20 protein-coding genes are annotated in these 22,445 nt (G+C 59.0%); 3 read left to right on the forward strand and 17 right to left on the reverse strand.

The annotated features are described in order from the left end of the window. Window positions 1-286: 286 nt before the first annotated feature. Window positions 287-1,645, forward strand: coding sequence for an esterase-like activity of phytase family protein (locus tag DBY73_RS09870; protein WP_146745760.1), 1,359 nt, complete (start codon window positions 287-289; stop codon window positions 1,643-1,645). Window positions 1,646-1,696: 51 nt separating this feature from the next. Here the strand turns inward: DBY73_RS09870 and DBY73_RS09875 are convergent, their stop codons facing one another. The 14 genes from DBY73_RS09875 to hpaG form a co-directional block, all read right to left on the reverse strand. Continuing rightward, complete coding sequence (locus DBY73_RS09875) at window positions 1,697-3,544, reverse strand: 3'-5' exonuclease (protein WP_112010983.1); 1,848 nt, start codon at window positions 3,542-3,544, stop codon at window positions 1,697-1,699. Between the two features lie 187 nt (window positions 3,545-3,731). Continuing rightward, window positions 3,732-4,685 carry a GTPase gene (gene yjiA, locus DBY73_RS09880; protein WP_112010984.1) on the reverse strand — a complete coding sequence of 318 codons (954 nt, stop codon included), beginning with the start codon at window positions 4,683-4,685 and terminating at the stop codon, window positions 3,732-3,734. Window positions 4,686-4,695: 10 nt separating this feature from the next. Then, window positions 4,696-4,899 (reverse strand): YbdD/YjiX family protein, encoded by a 204-nt coding sequence (locus DBY73_RS09885; RefSeq protein ID WP_059180224.1) that lies wholly within the window; start codon window positions 4,897-4,899, stop codon window positions 4,696-4,698. Window positions 4,900-5,014: 115 nt separating this feature from the next. Further along, on the reverse strand, window positions 5,015-7,168 hold the full coding sequence (locus tag DBY73_RS09890; RefSeq protein WP_112010985.1) for a carbon starvation CstA family protein: 2,154 nt from the start codon (window positions 7,166-7,168) through the stop codon (window positions 5,015-5,017). 257 nt (window positions 7,169-7,425) lie between these two features. Then, a complete protein-coding gene (locus DBY73_RS09895; RefSeq protein WP_112010986.1) occupies window positions 7,426-7,938 on the reverse strand; it encodes a 4-hydroxyphenylacetate 3-monooxygenase reductase subunit in 513 nt (170 codons plus the stop codon). Window positions 7,939-7,955: 17 nt separating this feature from the next. Continuing rightward, a complete protein-coding gene (gene hpaB / locus DBY73_RS09900) occupies window positions 7,956-9,518 on the reverse strand; it encodes a 4-hydroxyphenylacetate 3-monooxygenase, oxygenase component (protein ID WP_112010987.1) in 1,563 nt (520 codons plus the stop codon). Between the two features lie 230 nt (window positions 9,519-9,748). Next, window positions 9,749-10,639 carry a 4-hydroxyphenylacetate catabolism regulatory protein HpaA gene (hpaA, locus tag DBY73_RS09905; protein ID WP_112010988.1) on the reverse strand — a complete coding sequence of 297 codons (891 nt, stop codon included), beginning with the start codon at window positions 10,637-10,639 and terminating at the stop codon, window positions 9,749-9,751. A gap of 9 nt (window positions 10,640-10,648) precedes the next feature. Then, window positions 10,649-12,025: a 4-hydroxyphenylacetate permease gene (gene hpaX / locus DBY73_RS09910; protein WP_112010989.1), complete on the reverse strand. Its 1,377-nt coding sequence runs from the start codon at window positions 12,023-12,025 to the stop codon at window positions 10,649-10,651. A 47-nt stretch (window positions 12,026-12,072) separates the two neighbouring features. Beyond that, entirely contained in the window at window positions 12,073-12,861 is a 789-nt protein-coding gene (gene hpaI, locus DBY73_RS09915; protein WP_112010990.1) for a 4-hydroxy-2-oxoheptanedioate aldolase, read from the reverse strand. Window positions 12,862-12,870: 9 nt separating this feature from the next. After that, a complete protein-coding gene (hpaH, locus tag DBY73_RS09920) occupies window positions 12,871-13,674 on the reverse strand; it encodes a 2-oxo-hept-4-ene-1,7-dioate hydratase (protein ID WP_112010991.1) in 804 nt (267 codons plus the stop codon). 409 nt (window positions 13,675-14,083) lie between these two features. After that, the gene (locus tag DBY73_RS09925; RefSeq protein WP_112010992.1) at window positions 14,084-14,464 is read right to left on the reverse strand and encodes a 5-carboxymethyl-2-hydroxymuconate Delta-isomerase; all 381 of its coding nucleotides are present in this window, start codon (window positions 14,462-14,464) and stop codon (window positions 14,084-14,086) included. Window positions 14,465-14,473: 9 nt separating this feature from the next. After that, complete coding sequence (hpaD, locus tag DBY73_RS09930; RefSeq protein WP_112010993.1) at window positions 14,474-15,325, reverse strand: 3,4-dihydroxyphenylacetate 2,3-dioxygenase; 852 nt, start codon at window positions 15,323-15,325, stop codon at window positions 14,474-14,476. A 1-nt stretch (window position 15,326) separates the two neighbouring features. Next, complete coding sequence (hpaE, locus tag DBY73_RS09935; RefSeq protein ID WP_112010994.1) at window positions 15,327-16,793, reverse strand: 5-carboxymethyl-2-hydroxymuconate semialdehyde dehydrogenase; 1,467 nt, start codon at window positions 16,791-16,793, stop codon at window positions 15,327-15,329. Then, a complete protein-coding gene (gene hpaG, locus DBY73_RS09940; RefSeq protein WP_146745761.1) occupies window positions 16,790-18,067 on the reverse strand; it encodes a 4-hydroxyphenylacetate degradation bifunctional isomerase/decarboxylase in 1,278 nt (425 codons plus the stop codon). The genes hpaE and hpaG overlap by 4 nt, the downstream gene beginning before the upstream one ends. A 267-nt stretch (window positions 18,068-18,334) precedes the next feature. Between hpaG and hpaR the strand changes: the two genes are divergently transcribed. Both hpaR and tsr read left to right on the forward strand, forming a co-directional pair. Further along, window positions 18,335-18,778 carry a homoprotocatechuate degradation operon regulator HpaR gene (hpaR, locus tag DBY73_RS09945; protein ID WP_112010996.1) on the forward strand — a complete coding sequence of 148 codons (444 nt, stop codon included), beginning with the start codon at window positions 18,335-18,337 and terminating at the stop codon, window positions 18,776-18,778. A gap of 82 nt (window positions 18,779-18,860) precedes the next feature. Beyond that, window positions 18,861-20,525 (forward strand): methyl-accepting chemotaxis protein, encoded by a 1,665-nt coding sequence (gene tsr, locus DBY73_RS09950; protein WP_112010997.1) that lies wholly within the window; start codon window positions 18,861-18,863, stop codon window positions 20,523-20,525. Between the two features lie 60 nt (window positions 20,526-20,585). On the opposite strand, the gene DBY73_RS09955 is transcribed toward tsr, so the two are convergent. The 3 genes from DBY73_RS09955 to DBY73_RS09965 are packed head-to-tail and all read right to left on the reverse strand — an operon-like array spanning window position 20,586 to window position 22,326. Further along, window positions 20,586-21,095 carry a GNAT family N-acetyltransferase gene (locus DBY73_RS09955; protein WP_112010998.1) on the reverse strand — a complete coding sequence of 170 codons (510 nt, stop codon included), beginning with the start codon at window positions 21,093-21,095 and terminating at the stop codon, window positions 20,586-20,588. Between the two features lie 15 nt (window positions 21,096-21,110). Beyond that, window positions 21,111-21,584, reverse strand: coding sequence for a FidL-like protein (locus DBY73_RS09960; RefSeq protein ID WP_112010999.1), 474 nt, complete (start codon window positions 21,582-21,584; stop codon window positions 21,111-21,113). 1 nt (window position 21,585) lies between these two features. Then, window positions 21,586-22,326 (reverse strand): winged helix-turn-helix domain-containing protein, encoded by a 741-nt coding sequence (locus DBY73_RS09965; RefSeq protein WP_112011000.1) that lies wholly within the window; start codon window positions 22,324-22,326, stop codon window positions 21,586-21,588. Between the last annotated feature and the right edge of the window lie 119 nt (window positions 22,327-22,445).

The raw sequence follows: 22,445 nt of genomic DNA on the forward strand, positions 1-22,445 counted from the left end.
ACTGTTTGTTTAGCGAGCCGTCAATGCCCAATCTGTTCGCGTTTAGAGAGCGTTTAAGGTTGTGGCTAAACGGGGAATGAACGAGGCGGAAAAAAACATTCGATATGCAATCGTTGAATTTCTAATAATTTCCTAAAGTGTTTCAGTTGTAACAGATAAAGGCAGAGGTTTACATTTCTGATAATTCATATACATTCGCCGGCGCCGCTCCCTTTCCCCGCGCGTGTCATTTTTCTGACACGTTTATTCATTACGTTGTTGGCTTAACCTCCTGGACGCTAACAATATGAAAAGAAACATTATTCCTGTGCTGATTGGCTGTGCGCTCTCTTTCTCTGGCGTGGCGGCAGAGCCCACCGCGGAGCGCTACGTCGTCAGCTTCCCCGAAGGCTCGCACGTGAAATACAGCGGTGCCTTTGCCAGCGCGTTTCCCAATGGGCTCCCCGTGGGGATCGGTTCTGGGTTACTGTTCACGGGCAGGCAGGGAGATGCCCTGACGTTTGCCACCGTGACAGACCGCGGCCCCAACGCGGATTCGCCTAAAGCCGGTAAAAACGATGCCAAAATCTTTGTTACCCCGAATTTTGCTCCGATGCTGATGACTATCCGCCTGCAAAACGGCCGAGCGGAGGCTATGGATGCGCGTCCGTTGCATGACGAAAAGGGCGAGATTAACGGTCTTCCGCTGCAAAGCGGCGTGGTTGGCGCCACCAATGAAGTGGCGTTCAGCGACACCTTAAAGACGTTGAAGGGTGACAACCGCGGGCTGGACGTGGAAGGCATCACGCCGGACGGGAAAGGCGGCTACTGGCTGTGCGATGAGTATGGCCCGTTTCTGATTAACGTGGACAGCAAAGGGAAAATTCTGGCGATCCACGGACCGCAGGCGGCGCAGGGGGAAAAATCCATCGCGGGTGGCCTGCCAAACGTGATCAAGTGGCGACAGGCAAACCGGGGATTTGAAGGCGTAACCCGGATGCCGAACGGACGCGTTATCGCCGCCGTGCAAAGCACGCTGGATATCGACGGTAAAAGCAAAAAGCAGGCGCTGTTTACGCGCCTGGTGAGCTTTGACCCGGCGACCGGAAAAACCGCGATGTACGGCTATCCTATCGACAGCGCGGCCTACAGCAAAAATAGCGACGCCAAAATCGGCGACGTTGTGGCGCTGGATGATCGGCATATCCTGCTGATTGAGCAGGGAAGTGATAAAAACGAGGGGATGCGCAACCTTATCTACAAGGTGGATCTCAGTAAGGCGACCGATTTAGCGGCATTCGACAGGCCGGGCGAGTACCCGGAGTTTGATGATGAGAAAAAACTGGCGCAGCGCGGCATTACCCTTGCTGCAAAAACGCAGGTTGTCGACCTGCGCGCGCTGGGCTGGCAGCAGGAAAAAGCCGAAGGGCTGGCGCTGATCGACAGCAAAACGCTGGCGGTGGCGAACGATAACGACTTTGGCGTGAAGGTGGCGATGCAAAACCCGGTTGAGGGCAAGAAGCTCAAGGATTACCGGGTAAATGCTGAGGGATCGCTGACGCTTGATGATAAGCCGGTTGACACCACGCTTCGCGTGGAGCCGCTGAAGAAGCCGGAATCTGAGAGCGAGCTGTGGATCTTGACGCTGCCAGAGGCGTTGAGGTAAACCCTGCCCCTCTCCCCAAAGGGGAGAGGGGATGTATGTTGGCGGGTTTCGCTAGACTCTCTTCGCGCAATACTTGTAAGTGCTGACAAGATGGTCGCGCAGGTTTCCGGCTCCGTGCATTGTTACCAGCAGGTTCTGGCGCGCGCGGGTAAATCCGACGTAAAGGCGCTTGATATCGTCACTCAAATCCTCCTCATCCCTTTCCTTTGCGGCATCCATAATCGCGACCGACTGAAACTCAAGCCCCTTACTGCTTGGCAACGGCATCACGCAAAGGAAATCATTTTGCGGCGACCAGTGCTTTTTATCATCGCTGGTGACGATCATCTGATAAGGGATCTTGCGGGCTTCGAGCCTTGGGCCAAGCATGCCCGAAATGCTGTAAGTCGAGGGGCAAAGTATGGCAATGTCTGACCATGCAACGCCCTGCTGTCGCTGTTCAGTGACCCAATCAAGAACGTGCGTGATCTCTTCGTCCTGATTATCAAAGCTGGCTAAGGTTGGGTAATGACCTGATAACCCTCCTGCGGCAGGCCGTTGGTATTTAAGGGCGTCTTCAATGTGATTATTGAGATAACTAAACGCAATGCTGCTGGCAAAATGGAGTATTTGCCGGGTATTACGATAGTTGGTATCCAGTATTGTTGTGCGCCCCTGAGCCTTTATATCGACGCTGGAGAGAGTGAAGTCGAGAGCTTTCTTTTTCTGGTATATCGACTGGGCGTCATCGTAGAGGAAAAGTAGGGCGCTATCTTTAGCGTCTGGCATCTGAGCGAGAATTCTTAACCATTCCGGTTTGAAATCGTGTCCCTCGTCGATAAGAACGGCACTGTATTGCTCCGGTTTGATAATCCCGTCTTCAAATGCCACCGTCAGCGCATTTTCCATCAGCTCAATAAAGTTTTTGCTCTTTGGGGGAATACGATGATGTGCGTGTAATTGCTGATAACACCAGGCGTGGAAATGGATGACTTCGACAGGCAGCCGCAGCGTATGCCGCTCGAGCTGCGCTTTGAGTTTTTTGGCCAGCGTGATGTTGTAGCAAATGACCAGGATCGGTTTGGTGTTTTCAATATTGTTGGCAAGCTCAATACACCGATGGTGCAAAATAAGCGTTTTGCCGGATCCTGCCACGCCGTGGATAACGCGGTGTCCTGCCCCCATGCTTCTGGCGAGCTGTTCCTGCTTTGTGTCCATCATGCAAACAACATCCGGCGTGTGGAGCGTAAAACTATCCACATCAACCTGCGTCACGGCGTGATTAATTCGTACATCGGGATAGAGATGCCATCGAATACGATCGAGCTGCTGGGGCGTTGTGTGATGTACGAAGCTATGTTTGAGGAGGGATTCAAGCCGGGCAGAGATGTGTTCCCTGGTCATAAACTCAGTGAGTTCATCTTTGCAAATGACCTGGCTGGCGGGAAATATTTCACTTAGCTCGTTTGGCAGAAAACTCTTTTCAAGCTGGGCTCGGGTGATGTTGCTCAAGTAGACGCCATATCCATACGGCATTATAAATCCTCCCTGATAAGCACCTTCTTGTTGACGTAGCAGAGGATCTTTTTTCAGGCTGTCGATGGTTTGGAAGGTATATTGACGAACCTGTTCAAGCGGGTTTTTCAACGGCTCAATGTCGTTTTTCGTTTCGTAATGAATGTGCGTTTTGTTGGCCGACTTAATTTTAGTGATAAACCAGTCTTTGACCTCCAGGAATAATAAGCCTTTATCCGGGGTCAATATCACAAAATCAGGATGATTTTGCTTTTCCCCCATTCGTGTGTCGTACCAGCAGGTACATTGTTCGCTCAGGCCGCCTTCCAGGATCCGTGCCAGTCTTTTCTCACCGGCGGTGATTTTATCGCTACAGCTGCTGACTGTGGGAATAATAATTGCCATGTTACGCCTACTTATTCGGGAAGCTTATATTTATCAGTTAAATCAAAATTAAGATAAATGTTTACTTATAGGGGGTTTCGTTATTTGAGAAACCTTAACAGACAATATTGTTCTCAGAAAGGATATAGCGAGGAATACAGGTCAAACGGTAGGTGCTCCCTTAAGGAAATAAAAGGGAGCATATATGCTATTTCTTTAAGCCAGCAAACGCCGCCCGAATCTCTTCTTCCGGCAGCTGAATTCCAATAAACACCATCACGCTGCGCGGTGCTTCCTCGCCCCACGGGCGATCCCAGTCGGCGCTATACAAACGCTGCACGCCCTGGAACAGCAGGCGGTTTGGCTCGCCGTCGATCCACAGCATGCCTTTATAGCGCAGGAGCTTATCCGCAAACGACAGCAGCAGGTTTTCCATCACGCGCGACACCTCGCTGATGTTTACCGGGTAGTCCAGCTCGACCACGATAGAGGAGACGTCGTTCTGCTTGTCCGCCATAAAGTGAAAGCGCGGCTTCGAGGTCACGTTCTCTTCCAGCATAAAGCCGTTGGTGTTGAACAGCTGCGACAGGTCGATATTGCCGTGCGTTACGGTGTAAACAGGCGCGCGGGAGTTGATGCGCGCCAGCCGCTCGCGGAGCTTTTCGGCTTCACCCGCGACGTCGGTTTTGGTCAGCAGGATGCGGTCGGCGTAGCCCACCTGCGACTGGGCAATCGTGAACTGGTTCATCTGCTCGTCGGCGTGAACCGCGTCAACCAGCGCAATCACGCCGTCGAGCAGGTAGCGCTGGCAAATGACGTCGTGGGAGAAAAAGGTCTGAATAATCGGGCCGGGATCGGCCATGCCGGTGCACTCAATCACCAGGCGGTCAAAGTCGATTTCACCGCGGTCGCGGCTGTCCAGCAGGTCGAGCAGGGCGTCTTCCAGCTCGCTGGAGCGGGTGCAGCAGATGCAGCCGTTGGTCAGGGTTTTGATCTGGGTGGCGCGATCGCCGATCAGCTGGTCGTCCACGGAGGCTTCGCCGAACTCGTTTTCGATGACGGCGATTTTGAAACCGTGCTGTTCGTTGAGGATGTGGCGCAGCAGGGTCGTTTTGCCTGCGCCGAGAAAGCCGGTGAGGAGGGTAACGGCAATCGGGGTCATGATCTCTCCTTTAGCAGCAGCGTACGCCGCCTTCGCCACTTCCGCCGTAGCGCGCTTCCTGGCGCTCGCGGAAGAATTCGTTGTAGGTCATGTACGGCTTATCCGGATGGTTGGTCTTCATATGTTCAACGTAGTTGTCATAGTCCGGGATGCCAATCAGCATCTTTGCCGCCTGACCGAGGTATTTTTTTGCTTCGCCTAAGTTACCAAACATTGCGGGTTCCAGACAGGAAAAGCCCCTCACCCTAACCCTCTCCCCAAAGGGGAGAGGGAATATTGACACCCTCTCCCCTTTAGGGAGAGGGCTGGGGTGAGGGGGGGCGTGTGGATTAATGGTGTGAAGAAGTCTTCACGCCGCCTTCCGGCACGGGCACGTACGGGGTTTCTTTATCCGTACGGCCTTCGGCGTTACGCACCTTCATCCAAGTTTTGATGCCGTAGAAGATGATGCTGTACACCACCACCAGGAACAGAATGCTCAGACCCGCGTTGGTGTAGTTGTTCACCACGATATGGTTCATGTTGGCAATCTGCTGCGCGGTCAGGTCACCGCCGCCAGCGGCGATCTTCTCTTTGTACTGGTTAGCCATGAAGAAGAAGCCTTCCAGCTGCGGGTTGGTGCTGAACAGCTTCAGTCCCAGCGCCCAGGTGGTGCAGAGCAGCAGCCACAGGGCAGGTACCACGGTTACCCAGATGTATTTGGTGCGCTTCATCTTCACCAGCACCACGGTGCCGAGAACCAGCGCCACGGCGGCCAGCATCTGGTTAGAGATGCCGAACAGCGGCCACAGGCTCTTCACGCCGCCGAGCGGGTCAACCACGCCCTGATACAGCAGGTAGCCCCACAGGCCTACGCAGCCCGCGGTTCCGAGAATGCCCGCCACCAGAGAGTCGGTTTTCTTCAGGAACGGCACGAAGTTGCCGAGCAGGTCCTGCAGCATAAAGCGGCCCGCACGGGTACCGGCGTCCAGCGCGGTCAGGATGAACAGCGCTTCAAACAGAATACCGAAGTGGTACCAGAAGCCCATGTCCGCCCACGGCAGCACCTTGTGGAACACGTGTGCGATACCCACGGCCAGCGTCGGTGCGCCGCCCGCGCGGTTCAGCACGGAAGGTTCGCCGATGTCTTTCGCGGTCTGCATGATCTGCTCAGGCGAAATCACGAAGCCCCAGGAGCTGACGGTCGCCGCGGCGTGCGTGCTCGCCTCTTTCAGCTGCGTCAGGATCATCGCGGTGTTTTCGCCACCCATTTCGTGCAGGTTTGGCATGGTAATGCCCAGGCCCGCCGGCGGGGTGTTCATCGCGAAGTACAGGCCCGGTTCGATGATGGAGGCCGCTACCAGCGCCATGATCGCCACGAAGGATTCCATCAGCATCGCGCCATAGCCGATAAAGCGCGCGTCGGTTTCGTTGGCCATCAGCTTCGGCGTGGTGCCGGAAGAGATCAGCGCGTGGAAGCCAGACACCGCGCCGCAGGCGATGGTGATAAACAGGAACGGGAACAGCGCGCCTTTCCACAGCGGACCGGTACCGTCGATGTACTGGGTCACCGCAGGCATTTTCAGCTCAGGGTTGATGATCACAATGCCGATCGCCAGGCCCACGATAACGCCGATTTTCAGGAAGGTCGCCAGGTAGTCGCGCGGCGCCAGGATCAGCCAGACCGGCAGTAGCGCAGAGATAAACGCGTAGCCAATCAGCGCGAAGGTGATGGTGGTGTCTTTAAAGGTCAGCGCCGGGCCCCAGTACGGGTCGTGGGCGATGATGCCGCCAAAGTAAATAGAGGCCACCAGCAGCACGATGCCGATTACGGAGACTTCACCCACGCGTCCCGGACGCAGGAAGCGCATGTAGATCCCCATGAACAGCGCGATCGGCACGGTAGAGCAGACGGTGAACACGCCCCACGGGCTTTCCGCCAGCGCCTTCACCACGATCAGCGCCAGCACCGCAAGGATGATGATCATGATCAGGAAGCAGCCGAACAGCGCGATGGTGCCCGGCACGCGGCCCATCTCTTCTTTGATCATTTCGCCCAGCGACGAGCCGTTGCGGCGGGAAGAGATAAACAGCACCATAAAGTCCTGTACCGCACCCGCCAGCACCACGCCCGCCAGCAGCCACAGCGTACCCGGCAGGTAGCCCATCTGCGCGGCCAGCACCGGCCCAACCAGCGGGCCTGCGCCTGCGATAGCGGCGAAGTGGTGGCCAAACAGCACGTAGCGGTTGGTTGGCACGTAGTTCAGGCCGTCATTGTTAATGACCGCCGGGGTGGCGCGCGTCGGGTCGAGCTTCATGACCTTCTGCGCGATGTACAGGCTGTAGTAGCGATAAGCCACAAGATAGACGGAGACAGACGCGACCACGATCCACAGGGCGCTGACGTGTTCGCCCCGGCGCAGTGCGACTACCGCCAGACAGAAAGCGCCGATAATCCCGAGTATTGCCCAGGGCACGTGCTTAAGTAGTTTTTTAGTATCCATAGTAAGACCTGGTTTTTTATGTGAAGAAAAAAGGGTCAGGGTTCGTTTTGAGGAGGTATTGAGTAATGCTGGAGCGATCGTGCCAGATCCTCGCGCGCGTAAAGGACGGTAAATGCGTGAGCGGTTGAAACCGATGAGTGAGTGGTCAAAGAACGGGGCGAGTGGTTCTAACGTCAGGTAAAGTAAAGAATATATGTGATGACGATCACGAAATATATCCTCCTCACCGCGCGGACGGGTGAGGAGGAGACGCAGCGTTACACGGCGGCTTCCATTTCCAGCATGACCGGGTGGAAGCGGCGCTTGAAGTAGATCAGGCCGTAGCCCTCGTCGCTGAGGATGATGTTTTTAATCTCCACCAGGTAAACCAGATGGGTGCCGATGGTCTGCACCTGACTTATTTCCCCTTCCAGGCAGGCCAGCGCCTCTTTGAGCGCCGGCTGCCCCAGCGGGCCTTTCTGCCAGCAGGAGAGGCCAAAGCGCTCTTCCATGGTCATGCCGGTCATGCCCGCGAAGTGGCGGGCCATGATCTCCTGCTGATGGTTGAGGACGTTCACGCACAGCCTGCCGTTGCCCTGGAAGACCGGGTTCATGGCGCTGTTGGCGTTGATGCAAACCATCAGCGACGGCGGGGTGTCCGTGACCGAGCAAACGGCGGTGGCGGTGATGCCGCAGCGGCCGGCCTCGCCCTCGGTGGTGACCACGTTGACCGCTGCCGACAGGCTGGCCATGGCTTCGCGAAAGCGCAGGCGTTGTTCATCTGTATGCATGATTATCTCCCGCTGCGCTATTTCAGCAGCTTGTCCAGCATGTTGATATCAGAGTTGTTGTGCAGGTGCGGCACGGTCCAGCCGTGCTGGTCGTACTCGGACATGCAGCGGTCGACCATCGCCATCATCTTGTCCATGTTGCCGGAGCTTTGCGCCTGGCGCAGGCACTGCAGGCGGATTTCGTCCTGGCTGCCGGAGTAGTTGATTTCGTACAGCTCGTGGCGACCGCCAAACTCGCTGCCGATGGCGTCCCACATCAGCTTCAGGATCTTGATGCGCTCGACGTGATCCATGCCGTTAGAGCCGCGCACGTATTTCGCCAGGTACTGGTCGATCTGCGGGTTGTTCAGATCGCGGGCGCTGGACGGCAGGTAGATCAGCCCGGAGGTCACGTTACGCTCGATGATGTTCTTGATCTTGGCGTAGGCCATCGGCGCCATCACGCGGTAGGTTTGCAGCGCCGCGTGGTCCGGCAGGTACGCGCCGTTGACCCACGGCGTGGCCTCAGAGCACATGGAATCGCTCAGCGCCCAGAACATGTTGCGCCAGGCCACCACCTCGCCGAGATCCGCCTGCACGCCGCGGAACTCCAGAGTGCCGGTACATTCCAGGGACTTTTTCAGCAGGGCGGTGATGAAGTCGAGCTTGACCGCCAGGCGCACGCAGGCCTGCAGCGGATACATGCGGGCAAATCCGCCCTCCATCGTCCAGCGGCGGCAGCGGTCGAAGTCACGGTAGATCAGCACGTTTTCCCACGGGATTAGCACCTTATCCATCACCAGAATCGCGTCGTTTTCGTCGAAGCGGCTGGAGAGCGGGTAGTCGTACGGCGAGCCGGTCGCACCGGCCACCATCTCGTAGGAGGCGCGGGAGATCAGCTTCACGCCCTCGGCGTCCATCGGCGCGACGAACATCAGCGCGAAGTCCGGGTTTTCGCCCATCACCTGCGCGGAGCCAAAGCCGATCATGTTGTAGTGGGTCAGCGCCGAGTTGGTCGCCACCACCTTCGCGCCGCTGACGATGATCCCGGCGTCGGTCTCTTTTTCCAGCTTGATGTAGACGTCTTTTACCTCGTCCGCGGGCTTATGGCGGTCAATCGGCGGGTTGACGATCGCGTGGTTGAAGTACAGGCCGGTTTCCTGAATGCGGGTGTACCAGTTACGGGCGTTTTGCTCGAACTGGCCGTAAAACGCCGGGTTCGCGCCGAGCGCGCAGCCAAATGCGGCTTTGTAGTCCGGCGTGCGGCCCATCCAGCCGTAGCTCAGGCGCGACCATTCGGCGATGGCGTCGCGCTGCTGGCGCAGGTCGTCGGCGCTTTTCGCCACGCGGAAGAACTTGTGGGTATAGCCGTCGCTGCCGGTGTCGGTGCCCCAGCACAGCGTGTCCTGCATCTCCGGCTTGTGCAGCGCGTCGTACATCTGCGCGACGGACGCCGCCGCGTTGCGAAATGCCGGATGGGTGGTGACGTCCTTCACGCGCTCGCCGTAGATATAAATCTCGCGGCCGTCCTGCAGGCTTTTTAAATACTCTTCGCCGGTGAGCGGGCGCTTGGCGTCAGCGCGGAAATCTTCAGGCTTCATAGGGACCTCGTTATCGGAATAGAGTTTGTTAAATTTATGTTTTGTATTTGTTGTTCAATTGAAGCCTGTGCGGGGCAGAACGTGAAGGGACGTTTGGGACAACGGCGGGTACTTTTCGCGAGAGATTGAGTTTTGTGATCGTTGTCCCCTCACCCCGGCCCTCTCCCCAAAGGGGCGAGGGTGTCATCGTTCCCTCTCCCCTTTGGGGAGAGGGTTAGGGTGAGGGGAAATTACGACACCGGTACTTTCTGCGCCCGATATGCGCTCGGCGAGCAGCCCTCCAGCCGGTTAAAAAAGCGGGCGAAATAGGCTGGGTCCTTAAAGCCTAGCTGCCAGGCGATATCGCTGACCGCGCTGTCGGAGAAAAGCAGCAGCCGCCTGGCCTCGCGCAGCTGCCTGTCGAAAATCAGCCGCTTCGGGGGGCGGTTGGCGAAGCGGCGGCAAATATCCGTCAGGCGGGATTCGGTCAGGTGCAGCTCGCAGGCGTAGTCCGGCACCGTCCAGTGCTGGTGGTAATGCACGTCAATCAGCTGGGTAAAGCGCTGGAACAGCTTCAGCTCGCCGCGCATGCCGCTCGCGGCGTGATCGTCGAGCTTTGCGTTGCGCAGCAGAAGGGTAAAGACCGCCTGCGCCAGCAGGACCAGCGTGTGCTCTCGTCCGGGCAGCTGCCCGGTCGATTCGCGCGCGATCAACTGCCAGTAGTGCTTCAGCGCCGCCAGCTCGTCCGGCTTATCCGCCAGCGACAGGCAGATCCCCGGCAGGCCAAAGGTTTCCCGCGTGCCGGGGTAGAGCACCTCCAGCAGCGGCCAGATCAGATCCTCGCGCACCGTCAGCACGTGCCCGTCGCTGTCGGACTCGGTGATAAACGCGTGCGGCACCGACGGCGGCGTCAGGACGAACAGCGGCGCCTGCACCGAGTAGCGGTGATCGTCGAGCTGAAGCTCAATCTGCCCGGTATCGAGAAAATGCATCTGAAAATACTGGTCGTGGCGGTGCGCCTGCATGTCGCGGCCAAAAAAGGCCGCCATGCGGGCGAACGACTGATAATGCACGTCGTCGGTGCCCAGGCTTTCGTCGTACTCCTTGCTGATATCAATGTTGGCGATAGGGCTCTGGCACATGGCGACTCCTTACGGCGTGGCGCGAGGACGCGAGGCGTTCATCGGGATAATCCAGATAATCACCGCGCCAATCACCAGCAGCGCGGCGACAAACCACAGGCCGCTGTTAAAGCTGCCGGTCACGTCTTTCAGCCAGCCGATCATAAACGGGCTGAGCGCGGAGCCAATGTTTCCGGTAGCGTTGATCGTAGCAATGCCGATCGCCCGTGCCCGCAGGCTGATGGACTGATCCGGCGTGGTCCAGAAGATCGCCATCGCGCTAAAGGAGCCGGTCGACGCCATCACGATCCCCAGCAGCTGGATCAGGTTGTGATCGGTCGCGGAGGCGAGCAGCCAGCCCGCAGCGGCAAAAAGATACGGCAGCGCGGTGTGGTGCTTGCGCTCCTGGTGCCTGTCGGAATGGCGGCTCCAGTAGATCATCCCCAGAATCGTACACACCTGCGGAACGGCGGCCAGCAGGCCGATGGTGATATTGCTGCTGCCTTCGTTGAAGCTTTTCAGGATCTGCGGCGTCCAGATGCTGATCGCGCTAAGCGTGTTGGTCAGGCAGAAGTAGGCCAGGGTATACATCAGCACAATTGGGGTGAACACCTCGCGCCACAGGCTGCGCTGCTGCATGGCGCGGTGGCTCAGCGTGCCTTCCGGCTGCACCAGCGACAGCCGGTCGTTCTCCATCATCTCGTGCAGGCACTGTTTATCCTCTTCCGTCAGCCACTTCGCGCTGGCGGGTTTGTCGTCGAGATAAAACCAGACCATGATGCCCAGTAGCACCGACGGGAACCCTTCCAGCAGGAACAGCCACTGCCAGCCGCGCAGATCCAGCATGCCGTCCATCGACAGAATATAGCCGGAGACGATCGAGCCGAGCGCGGTGGTGACCGGCATCGCGATCATGAACAGGGCGTTGGCGCGGGCGCGGAAAAAGGCCGGGAACCAGTAGGTTAAGTAGAGAAGGATGCCGGGCAGAAAACCGGCTTCGGTGATCCCGACCAGCATTCGCAGCACGTACAGGCTGTTGGGCCCGGTGGCGAACATGGTGGCGGTGGAGGCGATGCCCCACAGCACCATGATAGTGGCAATCCAGCGGCGCGCGCCAACGATGCTCAGCATGACGTTGCTCGGAATACCGAAAATCACGTAGGTGGCATAGAACAGCGTGGTGGCAAGGCCGAACATGGTGGCGTTAAGTCCGAGATCCTGGCCCATCGTCAGCCCGGCAAAGCCGATGTTGATCCTGTCCAGAAACGAAAAAATAAACAGCACGAACAAAAACACGATCAGGCGGCGGAACAGTTTGTTGATTACCGACTGCTGCCGCGCCGTCAGCTGCTTGTGCTGGTTCGCGGGATCGTGCCGATCCGGCAGTGCTGATGATGTGTCGCTCATTGTTGTTTCCTCTGATGGGAATTTTTGTAGGGTGAGGCTTGCTGCTGTTAATAGACGCTGGATTTCACCGCGCTGACGTGCGCGCCAAATCGTTCGGCGAGCGCTTCGGCGCTGCGGGCCAGCAGGGTGGTGTCGACGCCGACGGCGACAAACAGCGCGCCGAGGTCGAGATAGCGTTTTGCCAGCGCCTCGTTCGCCATCAGGATCCCCGGCGCTTTGCCCGCGCGGAGGATCTGCGCAATGGCGTGTTCAATGGCGTCCTGCACCTCCGGGTGCTGCGGATTGCCGGCAAAGCCCATGTCGGCGCTGAGATCCGCCGGGCCGATAAACACGCCGTCAACGCCATCCACGTCGAGGATCTGCGGCAGGTTTTTCAGCGCCTCGCGGGTTTCGATCTGCACCAGCACGCACATGGCGTCGTTAGCCTGCTGTAAATAGTCCGGAACGCGGTTCCAGCGCGACGCCCGGGCCAGCGCGCTGCCCACGCCGCGAATGCCCGCGGGCGGGTAGCGGGTGGCGCTTACCGCCAGCCGCGCTTCATCGGCGTTTTGCACCATCGGCACCAGCAGGGTCTGCGCGCCCACGTCCAGCAGCTGCTTGATCTGCACCGGATCGTTCCACGACGGGCGCACCACCGGCTGGCTGGGATAGGGCGCAATCGCCTGAAGCTGGGTTAATACCGTCTGCACGCTGTTCGGCGCGTGCTCCCCGTCGATCAGCAGCCAGTCGAAGCCTGCTCCGGCCAGCAGCTCCGCGCTGTAGCTGCTGGTCAGCCCCAGCCAGAGGCCGATCTGCGGCCTTCCGGCCCTGAGCGCGTCTTTAAATGCGTTTTGCATGGTCTTCTCCTAGACAAAGCGGCAGCTGATGGAGCCCATCGGGCCGTAATCCACGTGGAAGGTGTCGCCCCTGCTGGCGGGCACCGGGCGGGTAAAGGAGCCGCCGAGGATGATTTGTCCCGGCTCAAGCTGCACGTCGTACGGCGCGAGCTTGTTCGCCAGCCACGCCACGCCGTTCGCCGGGTGGTTGAGCACGCCTGCCGCAACGCCGGTTTCTTCGATGACGCCGTTGCGGTAGAGCAGGGCGGAGATCCAGCGCAGATCCAGCGCGTCGGGCTTAATCGGGCGGCCGCCGAGGATCACGCCCGCGTTGGCGGCGTTATCGGAGATGGTGTCGAACACCTTGCGCGGGCGCTGGGTTTCAGGATCAACGTTGTGGCAGCGGGCGTCGATCAGCTCCAGCGCGGGGATCACGTAGTCCGTGGCGTTGTAGACGTCGAAGATCGTGCAGTTCGGGCCGCGCAGCGGCTTTGCCAGCACGAAGGCCAGCTCTACCTCGATGCGCGGAACGATGAAGCGATCGACGGGGATATCGCCGCCGTCCTGGAAGAACATGTCGTCGAGCAGCGCGCCGTAGTCCGGCTCGCTAATCTGCGAGCTGGCCTGCATCGCTTTGGAGGTCAGGCCGATCTTGTGGCCCTTCAGCGTGCGGCCTTCGGCAATTTTCAGGCTGACCCACTCGCGCTGAACGGCGTAGGCGTCCTCGATGGTGATCTCCGGGTACTCCAGCGAGATCGCGCGGATCTGCTCCCGGGTTTGTTCCGCCTGATGCAGGCGCTGGGCGATCAGGGTGTGGGTGTGTTTGTCGAGCATGGCGATATCCTGTTGTAGTGTTTTCGCCCTCTCCCCGTGGGAGAGGGCCGGGGTGAGGGCATCTGGCCGCAGCGATTTTCCCTCACCCTAACCCTCTCCCAGAGGGAGAGGGGACAGATCGGCGCGATACGTTTTTCTCCCTCTCCCCATGGGAGAGGGCCGGGGTGAGGGCATCAGGCCGCAGCGATTTCCCCTCACCCTAACCCTCTCCCAGAGGGAGAGGGCCGGGGTGAGGGCAACCGGCCGCAGCGATTTTCCCTCACCCTAACCCTCTCCCAGAGGGAGAGGGGACAGACCGTGCGCGGTATGGTTTTCTCCCTCTCCCCGTGGGAGAGGGCCGGGGTGAGGGCAACCGGCCGCAGAGATTTCCCCTCACCCTAGCCCTCTCCCAAAGGGAGAGGGGACGGTTTTACTTAAACAACGCGTGCACGTTGTTCTGCTTAAAATTCAGCGTCGGGTGTAGCTCTTCGATTTCAAACGACAGCGCCAGATACCGGCTGTTCATCAGCGCTGCGAAATGATCTTTAATCAACGCAAACAGCATCTCGCCCACCTGCTGGCGGCTCTCCAGGCTGCGCCCGGCACCAATCTTCAGCGTCATATGCACGAAGGCGTAATCGTGCCTGCCGTCGGCCATCTGCCAGGTATCCAGCCAGTGGGCGCGGCTGCGGATGCCGCCGATGGGGAAGATGCCCGTTGCGGCCAGCGCCTCGTTCACTTTGGCGAACAGCCCCGGCAGGTCGGCCTGCTCGCGGATGTTGTCAGTACATTCAGCAATAAAGTGCGGCACGGTGGCTCCTTACGCGGGCAGCGGGAAAACGGCGTTGACCTGGCCGGTGCCGGAGCTGGCGAACAGCTCGGTGAGAAACTCGACCTTGCCGTCGTAGCGGTCCCAGCCGAGCATCCCCAGCAGCATCACCGTGTCGTGCATGTTGCCCTCGCCGTAGCAGTAGTCGGCGTACTCCGGCAGCATGCTGCAAAACTCCTTAAACTGGCCTTCGCGCCACAGCTTCACCACGCGCTCGTCCATCTGGCGGTCAAACTCGCGGGTGTAGCTGTTCATTCCTTCCTCGGCGCGCTGGTCGTCGATAAAGCGGTGGGACAGCGAGCCGCTGGCGAGCACCGCCACGGTGCCGTCGTATTTTTCGATAGCGCTGACGATGGCCTCGCCGAGCCTGCGGCTGTCGGCAAAGTCGTGAACCGTGCAGAACGCCGAAATGGAAACCACCTTGAAGTGCTTATCCGCGTTCATGTAGCGCATTGGCACCAGGGTGCCGTACTCCAGCTTCAGGCTCGGGATGTTGTGCGCCTTGGCGCGCACGCCGAGCTTCACCGCCTCGTCGGCAATCAGCTGGCCCAGCTCCGGGTTGCCGTCGTAGTCGTAGGTCATGTCGCGGATAAAGTGCGGCAGCTCGTTGCTGGTGTAGACGCCTGAAAAATGGTCCGCGCAGTTGATGTGGTACGCGCTGTTCACCAGCCAGTGGGTGTCGAAGACGATAATGGTATCGACGCCCAGCTCGCGGCAGCGCTTGCTAATCTCTTTATGCCCGTCGATGGCCGACTGGCGGCAGCCGTGGTTTTTGCCCGGCAGCTCGGAGAGATACATCGACGGAACGTGGGTGATTTTTGCTGCTAACGCTAGCTTGCCCATATCAGACTCCCCATTTTGGAATTGGATGGTCGCCCATGGAGATACAGACGTTTTTCATCTCCGCAAACACCTCAAAGCTGTACTCGCCGCCCTCGCGCCCGGTGCCGGAGGCCTTCACGCCGCCAAACGGCTGGCGCAGGTCGCGCACGTTCTGGGTATTCACAAACACCATGCCGGCTTCGATGTTGCGCGCCAGGCGCAGCACCTTGCTGACGTCCTGGGTCCAGATGTAGGACGCCAGGCCGTACTCCACGTCGTTCGCCAGCCGCAGCCCTTCCGCTTCGTCCTTAAACGGCAACAGGCAGGCCACCGGCCCGAAGATCTCCTCCTGCGCCACGCGCATGCGGTTGTCGACGTCCGCCAGCACCGTTGGGCGCAGGAAGTTGCCGCCGCGAAGGTGCGCGGGCAGATCGGTCGGTTTGTCCGGCCCGCCCGCCAGCAGGGTTGCCCCTTCCTCGATGCCGAGGCGGATATAGCCGGACACTTTCTCCCAGTGCTGTTGGCTTATCAGCGCGCCAACCTGGGTGTTCGGATCGGTCGGGTCGCCCACGCGCAGGCGGTTAGCGCGCTCGGCAAAGCGCCTGACGAACTCCGGGTAGATGCTCTGCTGGATGAAGATGCGCGAGCCCGCGGTGCAGCGCTCGCCGTTGATGGAGAAGATGGTGAAGAGGGCGGCGTCCAGCGCGCGCTCGATGTCGGCGTCTTCAAAAATCAGCACCGGGGATTTGCCGCCCAGCTCCATGGAATACTTCTTCAGCCCGGCGTTTTTCATGATGTTGCGCCCGGTGGCGGTGCCGCCGGTAAACGACACGGCCCGCACGTCGTGATGGCGCACCAGCGCGTCGCCCGCCGTCGCGCCGTAGCCCTGCACCACGTTCAGCACGCCCGCCGGAATGCCCGCTTCGAGCGCCAGCTCGCCCAGGCGGTCGGCGGTCAGCGGGGAGAGTTCAGACATTTTCAGCACCGCGGTATTGCCGAGCGCCAGGCACGGCGCGACCTTCCAGGTGGCGGTCATAAACGGCACGTTCCACGGCGACACCAGCGCGCAGACGCCGACCGGCTGCACCAGGGTGTAGTTCAGCATCTTGTCGTCGACCGGGTAGGTTTTGCCGTTCATCTGCTGGCACACCTCGGCGAAGAACGCGAAGTTGTGCGAAGCGCGCGGGATCAGCACGTTTTTGGTCTGGTGGATCGGCAGGCCGGTGTCGGCGGTCTCCATGGCGGCGATCTCGGGCACGTTCTGGTCGATCAGGTCGCCCAGGCGGCGCATCAGGCGCGCGCGCTCCTTCATCGGCAGGTTGGCCCATTTTGGAAACGCCTCTTTGGCGGCGGCAACGGCCTGATGGATTTCGGCTTCACCGCCGGAAGCCACTTCCGCCAGCACCTCGCCGGAGGCCGGGTTAGTGGTGTGGAAGTAGTCGCTGCCCGCGACGTTTTTACCGTTGATCCAATGGTTTATCTTTTTCATTTTGCCGTCTCCTCACTCACAATTCGGTTTACCAGGCGCCCCACGCCTTCCACTTCCACCACCACTTCATCCCCCGGCACCACGTCGGACAGCCCCTTCGGCGTGCCGGTGGCAATCATGTCGCCCGGTTGCAGGGTCATAAACGCGCTCAGGTATGAAATCAGGAACGGGATGCTGAAAATCAGATCCGCCGTCGTGCCAAGCTGTCGCAGTTCGCCGTTAACGAAGGTGCGCAGGGCGAGGTTGTGCGGGTCGGGAATGGCCGCTTTCGGCACCACGTTAGGGGTAATTGGCGTCAGCCCGTCGCGGCTTTTCACCCGCAGGTTCGGACGGTAGTAGTTTTCGAGATAGTCGCGGATGGCGTAGTCGTTACAGACCGTGTAGCCCGCGACGTAGTCCATCGCCTCGGCTTCACCGACGTTGCGCGCGGTTTTACCGATCACCACCACCAGCTCGGACTCGTAGTGCATGTAGTCAACGTTGTCCGGGCGGACCGAGGTCTGGTTATCGCCGTTGAAGGTATTGGGCGCTTTGATGAACACCAGCGGCTCGGTAGGCGGTTTGAAGTCCAGCTCGCTGGCGTGGTCGGCGTAGTTCAGGCCGAGGGCGAACAGCGTCGGGTGCGGATGCGGGCCCTGAACGATAGCGACCTCGCGCTCATCGACCACCGGGTTTTCCAGCGGCGGGAAGCCCTTCGCCAGCACGCGCACGCGATCGCCCGGGCGGATCTCAACGCGGCTTTGCGGGGTACCGAGCAGGATCGCATCGCCCGGATTGAGGGTGGCGAACTCGCTCAGGGCGCTCAGCAGTTCTGCGGCGTTGCGCTGTAGGTCGGCGGTGTTCCAGCGGTCGGCCTCGCGGCCGTTGATTTCGGTGATGAGGGTCAGGCTATCCACGCTGTCGACGGCGACCATCTCCCCTAACGGACAAAATCCGTCGCGGCATTTGGCCTTGATCGCCGGGCGATAGAAGCTCTCTTCCGGCAGGCTGATTTCGTTCGCCAGGGCGTATCCGGCGATGTATTCCGCCGCGTCCTGTGCGCGCACCTTGCTTGCCGTTTTACCGACCACCAGCGCGACGGTGGCACCGCTTAGCACCGTTTCTCCCTGCGGAAACGGAATAGGGTCACCCGCGCGGATCACGGTGTTATGGGGCTTGATAAACCAGACCGCCGTTTTCGGCGGCGCGTTGTAGGGGGCCTTTGTGAAAGCGTCACCCCACGCCGCCAGCTGGCTTTGATGGTTTAACGCAACGGCAAAAACGGTACCTTTCATCCACATACTCCTCAGCCGGTTATCCAGACTGTGATTTCATTAATATGTTAATGATCTGGTTTTAAGCTTTTGCTGGTTATTTCGCAATCAGAAGTAAAAAATTTGTGATATGAATAACAATAAATTTACATCATGTGTATTATGTCTATAAAAAACAGTAGTTTAATTAAAATGTGTGATTTCTGTTGGACTTTTTAGCGTAAAATGGGTTGTTTATAAAACCAGCGCTTATAGATTGTTTATGTATTAATGAATTTTGGGGTGACTATGCATGACTCTTTAACCATCGCGCTGCTGCAGGCGCGGGAAGCGGCGATGTCTTACTTCCGGCCCATCGTGAAGCGGCATAACCTGACCGAGCAGCAGTGGCGCATCGTGCGGGTGCTGGCGGAAAACCCGTCGATGGATTTTCACGATCTGGCGTTTCGCACCTGTATTTTGCGCCCCAGCCTGACGGGCATTCTTACCCGCATGGAGCGTGACGGACTGGTGCTACGCCTGAAGCCGGTGAACGACCAGCGCAAGCTGTACGTGTCGCTGACCAAAGCGGGCAATACGTTGTATGAGCACGCTCAGGCGCAGGTGGAAGAGGCGTATCAGCGCATTGAGGCGGAATTCACGCCGGAGAAAATGCAGCAGCTGACGGCGCTGCTGGAGGAATTTATTACGCTGGGGAATCGGCAAAATGCAGAGCCAGAAGAGTTGGATTAATCATCACTTTTAGTACGATTTTCGTAAAGTTTTCTCCTTCCAGGCCGAAAATTCTGTTATCTGTCTGATGGAAAGTGAAAACATGTTAAATCGTATCAAGATTGTCACCAGCTTGTTGCTGGTTTTGGCCATTTTTGGCCTGCTTCAACTGACATCCGGTGGTCTTTTCTTTAATGCACTCAAGCATGACAAAGAGAATTTCACCGTCCTGCAAACCATTCGCCAGCAACAATCCACGCTGAACGGCAGCTGGGTGGCGCTGCTGCAAACCCGTAATACCCTCAACCGCGCGGGCATCCGCTACATGATGGATCAGAGCAATATCGGCAGCGGCGCGACCGTTTCCGACCTGATGCAGATTGCGTCGGCGTCCCTTAAGCAGGCGGAGAAAAACTGGGCGGATTACGAAGCCCTGCCGCGCGACCCTCGCCAAAGCGATGCCGCCGCGCTGGAGATTAAGCGCAACTACGATATCTACCACGGCGCGCTGGCCGAGCTGATCCAGCTGCTGGGCGCGGGCAAAATCAACGCCTTCTTCGACCAGCCGACCCAGAGCTATCAGGACGGTTTTGAGAAACAGTACGTCAGCTACCTGCAGCAGAACGACGCGCTGTACCAGAAGGCGGTAGAAGACAGCAACAGCTCTTACAGCCAGGCTATCTGGGTGCTGATTAGCGTGCTGGTTGCCGTGCTGGTGGTGATTATCGCCGTCTGGCTGGGCATTAAGCAGGCGCTGATTTCGCCGCTGAACCGCCTGATCGACAGCATTCGCCACATCGCCAGCGGCGACCTGGTGAAGCGCATCGACGTGGACGGCAGCAACGAAATGGGCCTGCTGGCCGATTCTCTGCGCCACATGCAGGGCGAGCTGGTGCGCACCGTGGGCGACGTGCGTAACGGAGCGAACGCCATCTACAGCGGCGCGAGCGAAATTTCGATGGGCAACAACGATCTCTCTTCTCGCACCGAGCAGCAGGCCGCCTCTCTGGAAGAGACCGCTGCGAGCATGGAACAGCTGACCGCCACCGTGAAGCAGAACGCCGAGAATGCCCGCCAGGCCAGCAACCTGGCCCTGAGCGCGTCGGAAACCGCGCAGAAAGGCGGTAAGGTTGTCGATAACGTGGTGCAAACCATGCGCGATATCGCCGGCAGTTCCCAGAAGATCGCCGATATTATCAGCGTGATTGACGGCATTGCCTTCCAGACCAACATCCTTGCGCTGAACGCGGCGGTAGAAGCGGCGCGTGCGGGCGAACAGGGGCGCGGCTTTGCGGTCGTGGCCGGTGAAGTGCGCAACCTCGCACAGCGCAGCGCCCAGGCGGCGCGCGAGATTAAGAGCCTGATTGAAGATTCCGTGGGCCGCGTCGAGCTGGGCTCGACGCTTGTCGAGAGCGCCGGTGAAACGATGGGTGAAATCGTGAATGCGGTAACCCGCGTGACCGACATCATGGGCGAAATTGCCTCTGCGTCCGACGAGCAGAGCCGCGGCATCGACCAGGTGGGTCTGGCGGTGGCCGAGATGGATCGCGTAACCCAGCAAAACGCCTCGCTGGTGGAAGAATCCGCCGCCGCTGCCGCGGCGCTGGAAGAGCAGGCGAGCCGCCTGACGCAGGCCGTTGCGGTGTTCCGCATTCAGCAGGAGCAGATGAAGGCGCGCGAGCTGGCGGCTGCAAAAAGCGTTGTCTCTCCGGTGATGTCGCGTAAAGCGGCAACCGCCGACGCGGGCGACAACTGGGAAACCTTCTAATCCCGCGCGTTGTGCCGGGGGCGGCGATGCCTTACCCGGCCAACGATTCGGAGAAATGCTCTAACTAAGAGGCAGGCGCATGGCGCAGCGCGTTTCAAACGCGAAGCCGTGCGCGGCCTCTTCTTCCCTTTTCTGACGCAGCTCAGGCGTGAGCGCAGTGACGAATTCAAACCCCAGCCGCGCGTAAAACGGCGCATTCCACGGCACGTCACGAAACGTCGTCAGCGTGAGCGACGTCAGCCCCGCTGAGCGCGCATGGTCCGCCGCGCAGGCGATAAGCTGCCGGCCAATTCCCTGTCCCTGCCAGTCGAGATGCACCGAAAGCTCCACGATAAACAGCGACAAAGCGTGCGCTTCCGTGAGGATAAACCCAACGGGACGGTCGTTCGCCAGCGCCAGCCAGCTGTACCCCCGTTCGGCGTAGTCGCGATGCTGTTCAGCAGAGATGACGTCTCCGTCGGCCAGCCACGCCAGTTCAGGAGAGTCGCGAAAACGCTGGCCCGCCGCGCGCTCGATGGCGGGCAGGCAGGCAACGTCATGTTCTGTGGTGGGGCGGAATGTGATGTTCATGGCGCGAGTATAGCGTTACTCCGAGCAGATCAGCACCGGAGAGTAAAAATTGCTGATCACCAGCGCGTCTTCCGGGGTGCGCTCTATCGTCAGGAGCCTTTTATTGCCCTGCGCCAGGCCCGCGACGTATTTTTCAAACACCCCTGGCGGCATAGCGTCATGGCTAAAACGCTCCACTTTTTGAATCACAATCTCATACAGTTCGCCCTCTACGTGGCGCCATTTGAACATCTCCTGGCGGGAGACCTCCCAGCTGCGCTGCGCATTCACCACGCTGCCGTTTAGCGTGATGTATCCCGTTTTGTCGGGATGAAACCGCATGATGATCTCGCCGTCGAACGTGAAATCATGGCTGTCTCGACGGTCGGAAAAGGTCAGGTTTCCGTCGCAGGCCACCGACAGCGGAGGCGTGTGAAAGTACCACGCCAGCGCGGCGCCCAGCAGCAGCAGGTTGAGGATGAGGATTAGCCAAACTTTTTTGTATCTCATATCACCACTCGTAATAGTAAAGCGTACGACAGGCGCTGGCTTTACCCTCCGTGAGGGAGCATTGGGAGAGCACCACCCGCCCTTCGTGGCCGTAGAAAAGCGTTCTCTGAATGTGCATGTAGAAAATCGAGTTTTTTAGGCACGGAAGATGACCGTCCTGCTGAAGCGTCTGCGCCAGCCCAATCGCCCTCTCATGGAAAACGTCCGCCAGCGGCATAAAGGTGTAGACCGGACAGGCGCCAATATGGGTCAGCAGATGGACCTCGCGCTTCTGGCCTGCCGGCTTGATTGCCGCTATCCAGATGCACAGTGCAACGACCGCCAGCGTGAGCGCACCGCAGAACAGCACGTCCGGACGCACCCGCCGTGCGGATGTCGCCGTTTCGGCTGCCGGGCGCGGCTCGTCCAGCGCGGTGACCGTGACGTCTGCGCTGAGCATAAAGCCCGTTTTAGGCACGGTGACGATAAACAGCACGTCGGGAAGCAGGCTTGCCAGCAATTTGCGTAAAATGCTGACGTACTGGTTTAGCGAATTGTTCGACCCCTGCAGCCCGCGTCTGTCCCAGACCTCGTGAAGAAGCGTTTCTCGTTCGACCACGTTCCCATGATGCTGCACCAGCAGCTTCATGATGGTATTGGCCGTGCAGGTGAGGATCTGCGCATCCTCATCCGGCGCATTAATCAGAGAAACAGAACCGTCCTCGTCATTGTAGACGAGGGCGTCAGCAAGCAGGTATTTCATAATGTGTTGTAATACAGACAGAGATAACGAATAAAAGAACAGGCCTTTCGCCTGATGAAGCAGAGCTGTTGGCTATTTTAGCGTCATTGTTACCGATAACATTGATCCAGACGGGATTT

It is taken from the genome of Enterobacter sp. RIT418 (assembly GCF_003057745.1).
GTDB lineage: Bacteria > Pseudomonadota > Gammaproteobacteria > Enterobacterales > Enterobacteriaceae > Enterobacter.

What these genes read in the sequence shown, in the direction of transcription:
- DBY73_RS09870 (WP_146745760.1), top strand. Translation starts at nt 287, where the DNA reads ATGAAAAGAAACATTATTCCTGTGCTGATTGGCTGTGCGCTCTCTTTC.
- DBY73_RS09875 (WP_112010983.1), bottom strand. Translation starts at nt 3,544, where the DNA reads ATGGCAATTATTATTCCCACAGTCAGCAGCTGTAGCGATAAAATCACC.
- yjiA (WP_112010984.1), bottom strand. Translation starts at nt 4,685, where the DNA reads ATGACCCCGATTGCCGTTACCCTCCTCACCGGCTTTCTCGGCGCAGGC.
- DBY73_RS09885 (WP_059180224.1), bottom strand. Translation starts at nt 4,899, where the DNA reads ATGTTTGGTAACTTAGGCGAAGCAAAAAAATACCTCGGTCAGGCGGCA.
- DBY73_RS09890 (WP_112010985.1), bottom strand. Translation starts at nt 7,168, where the DNA reads ATGGATACTAAAAAACTACTTAAGCACGTGCCCTGGGCAATACTCGGG.
- DBY73_RS09895 (WP_112010986.1), bottom strand. Translation starts at nt 7,938, where the DNA reads ATGCATACAGATGAACAACGCCTGCGCTTTCGCGAAGCCATGGCCAGC.
- hpaB (WP_112010987.1), bottom strand. Translation starts at nt 9,518, where the DNA reads ATGAAGCCTGAAGATTTCCGCGCTGACGCCAAGCGCCCGCTCACCGGC.
- hpaA (WP_112010988.1), bottom strand. Translation starts at nt 10,639, where the DNA reads ATGTGCCAGAGCCCTATCGCCAACATTGATATCAGCAAGGAGTACGAC.
- hpaX (WP_112010989.1), bottom strand. Translation starts at nt 12,025, where the DNA reads ATGAGCGACACATCATCAGCACTGCCGGATCGGCACGATCCCGCGAAC.
- hpaI (WP_112010990.1), bottom strand. Translation starts at nt 12,861, where the DNA reads ATGCAAAACGCATTTAAAGACGCGCTCAGGGCCGGAAGGCCGCAGATC.
- hpaH (WP_112010991.1), bottom strand. Translation starts at nt 13,674, where the DNA reads ATGCTCGACAAACACACCCACACCCTGATCGCCCAGCGCCTGCATCAG.
- hpaD (WP_112010993.1), bottom strand. Translation starts at nt 15,325, where the DNA reads ATGGGCAAGCTAGCGTTAGCAGCAAAAATCACCCACGTTCCGTCGATG.
- hpaE (WP_112010994.1), bottom strand. Translation starts at nt 16,793, where the DNA reads ATGAAAAAGATAAACCATTGGATCAACGGTAAAAACGTCGCGGGCAGC.
- hpaG (WP_146745761.1), bottom strand. Translation starts at nt 18,067, where the DNA reads ATGAAAGGTACCGTTTTTGCCGTTGCGTTAAACCATCAAAGCCAGCTG.
- hpaR (WP_112010996.1), top strand. Translation starts at nt 18,335, where the DNA reads ATGCATGACTCTTTAACCATCGCGCTGCTGCAGGCGCGGGAAGCGGCG.
- tsr (WP_112010997.1), top strand. Translation starts at nt 18,861, where the DNA reads ATGTTAAATCGTATCAAGATTGTCACCAGCTTGTTGCTGGTTTTGGCC.
- DBY73_RS09955 (WP_112010998.1), bottom strand. Translation starts at nt 21,095, where the DNA reads ATGAACATCACATTCCGCCCCACCACAGAACATGACGTTGCCTGCCTG.
- DBY73_RS09960 (WP_112010999.1), bottom strand. Translation starts at nt 21,584, where the DNA reads ATGAGATACAAAAAAGTTTGGCTAATCCTCATCCTCAACCTGCTGCTG.
- DBY73_RS09965 (WP_112011000.1), bottom strand. Translation starts at nt 22,326, where the DNA reads ATGAAATACCTGCTTGCTGACGCCCTCGTCTACAATGACGAGGACGGT.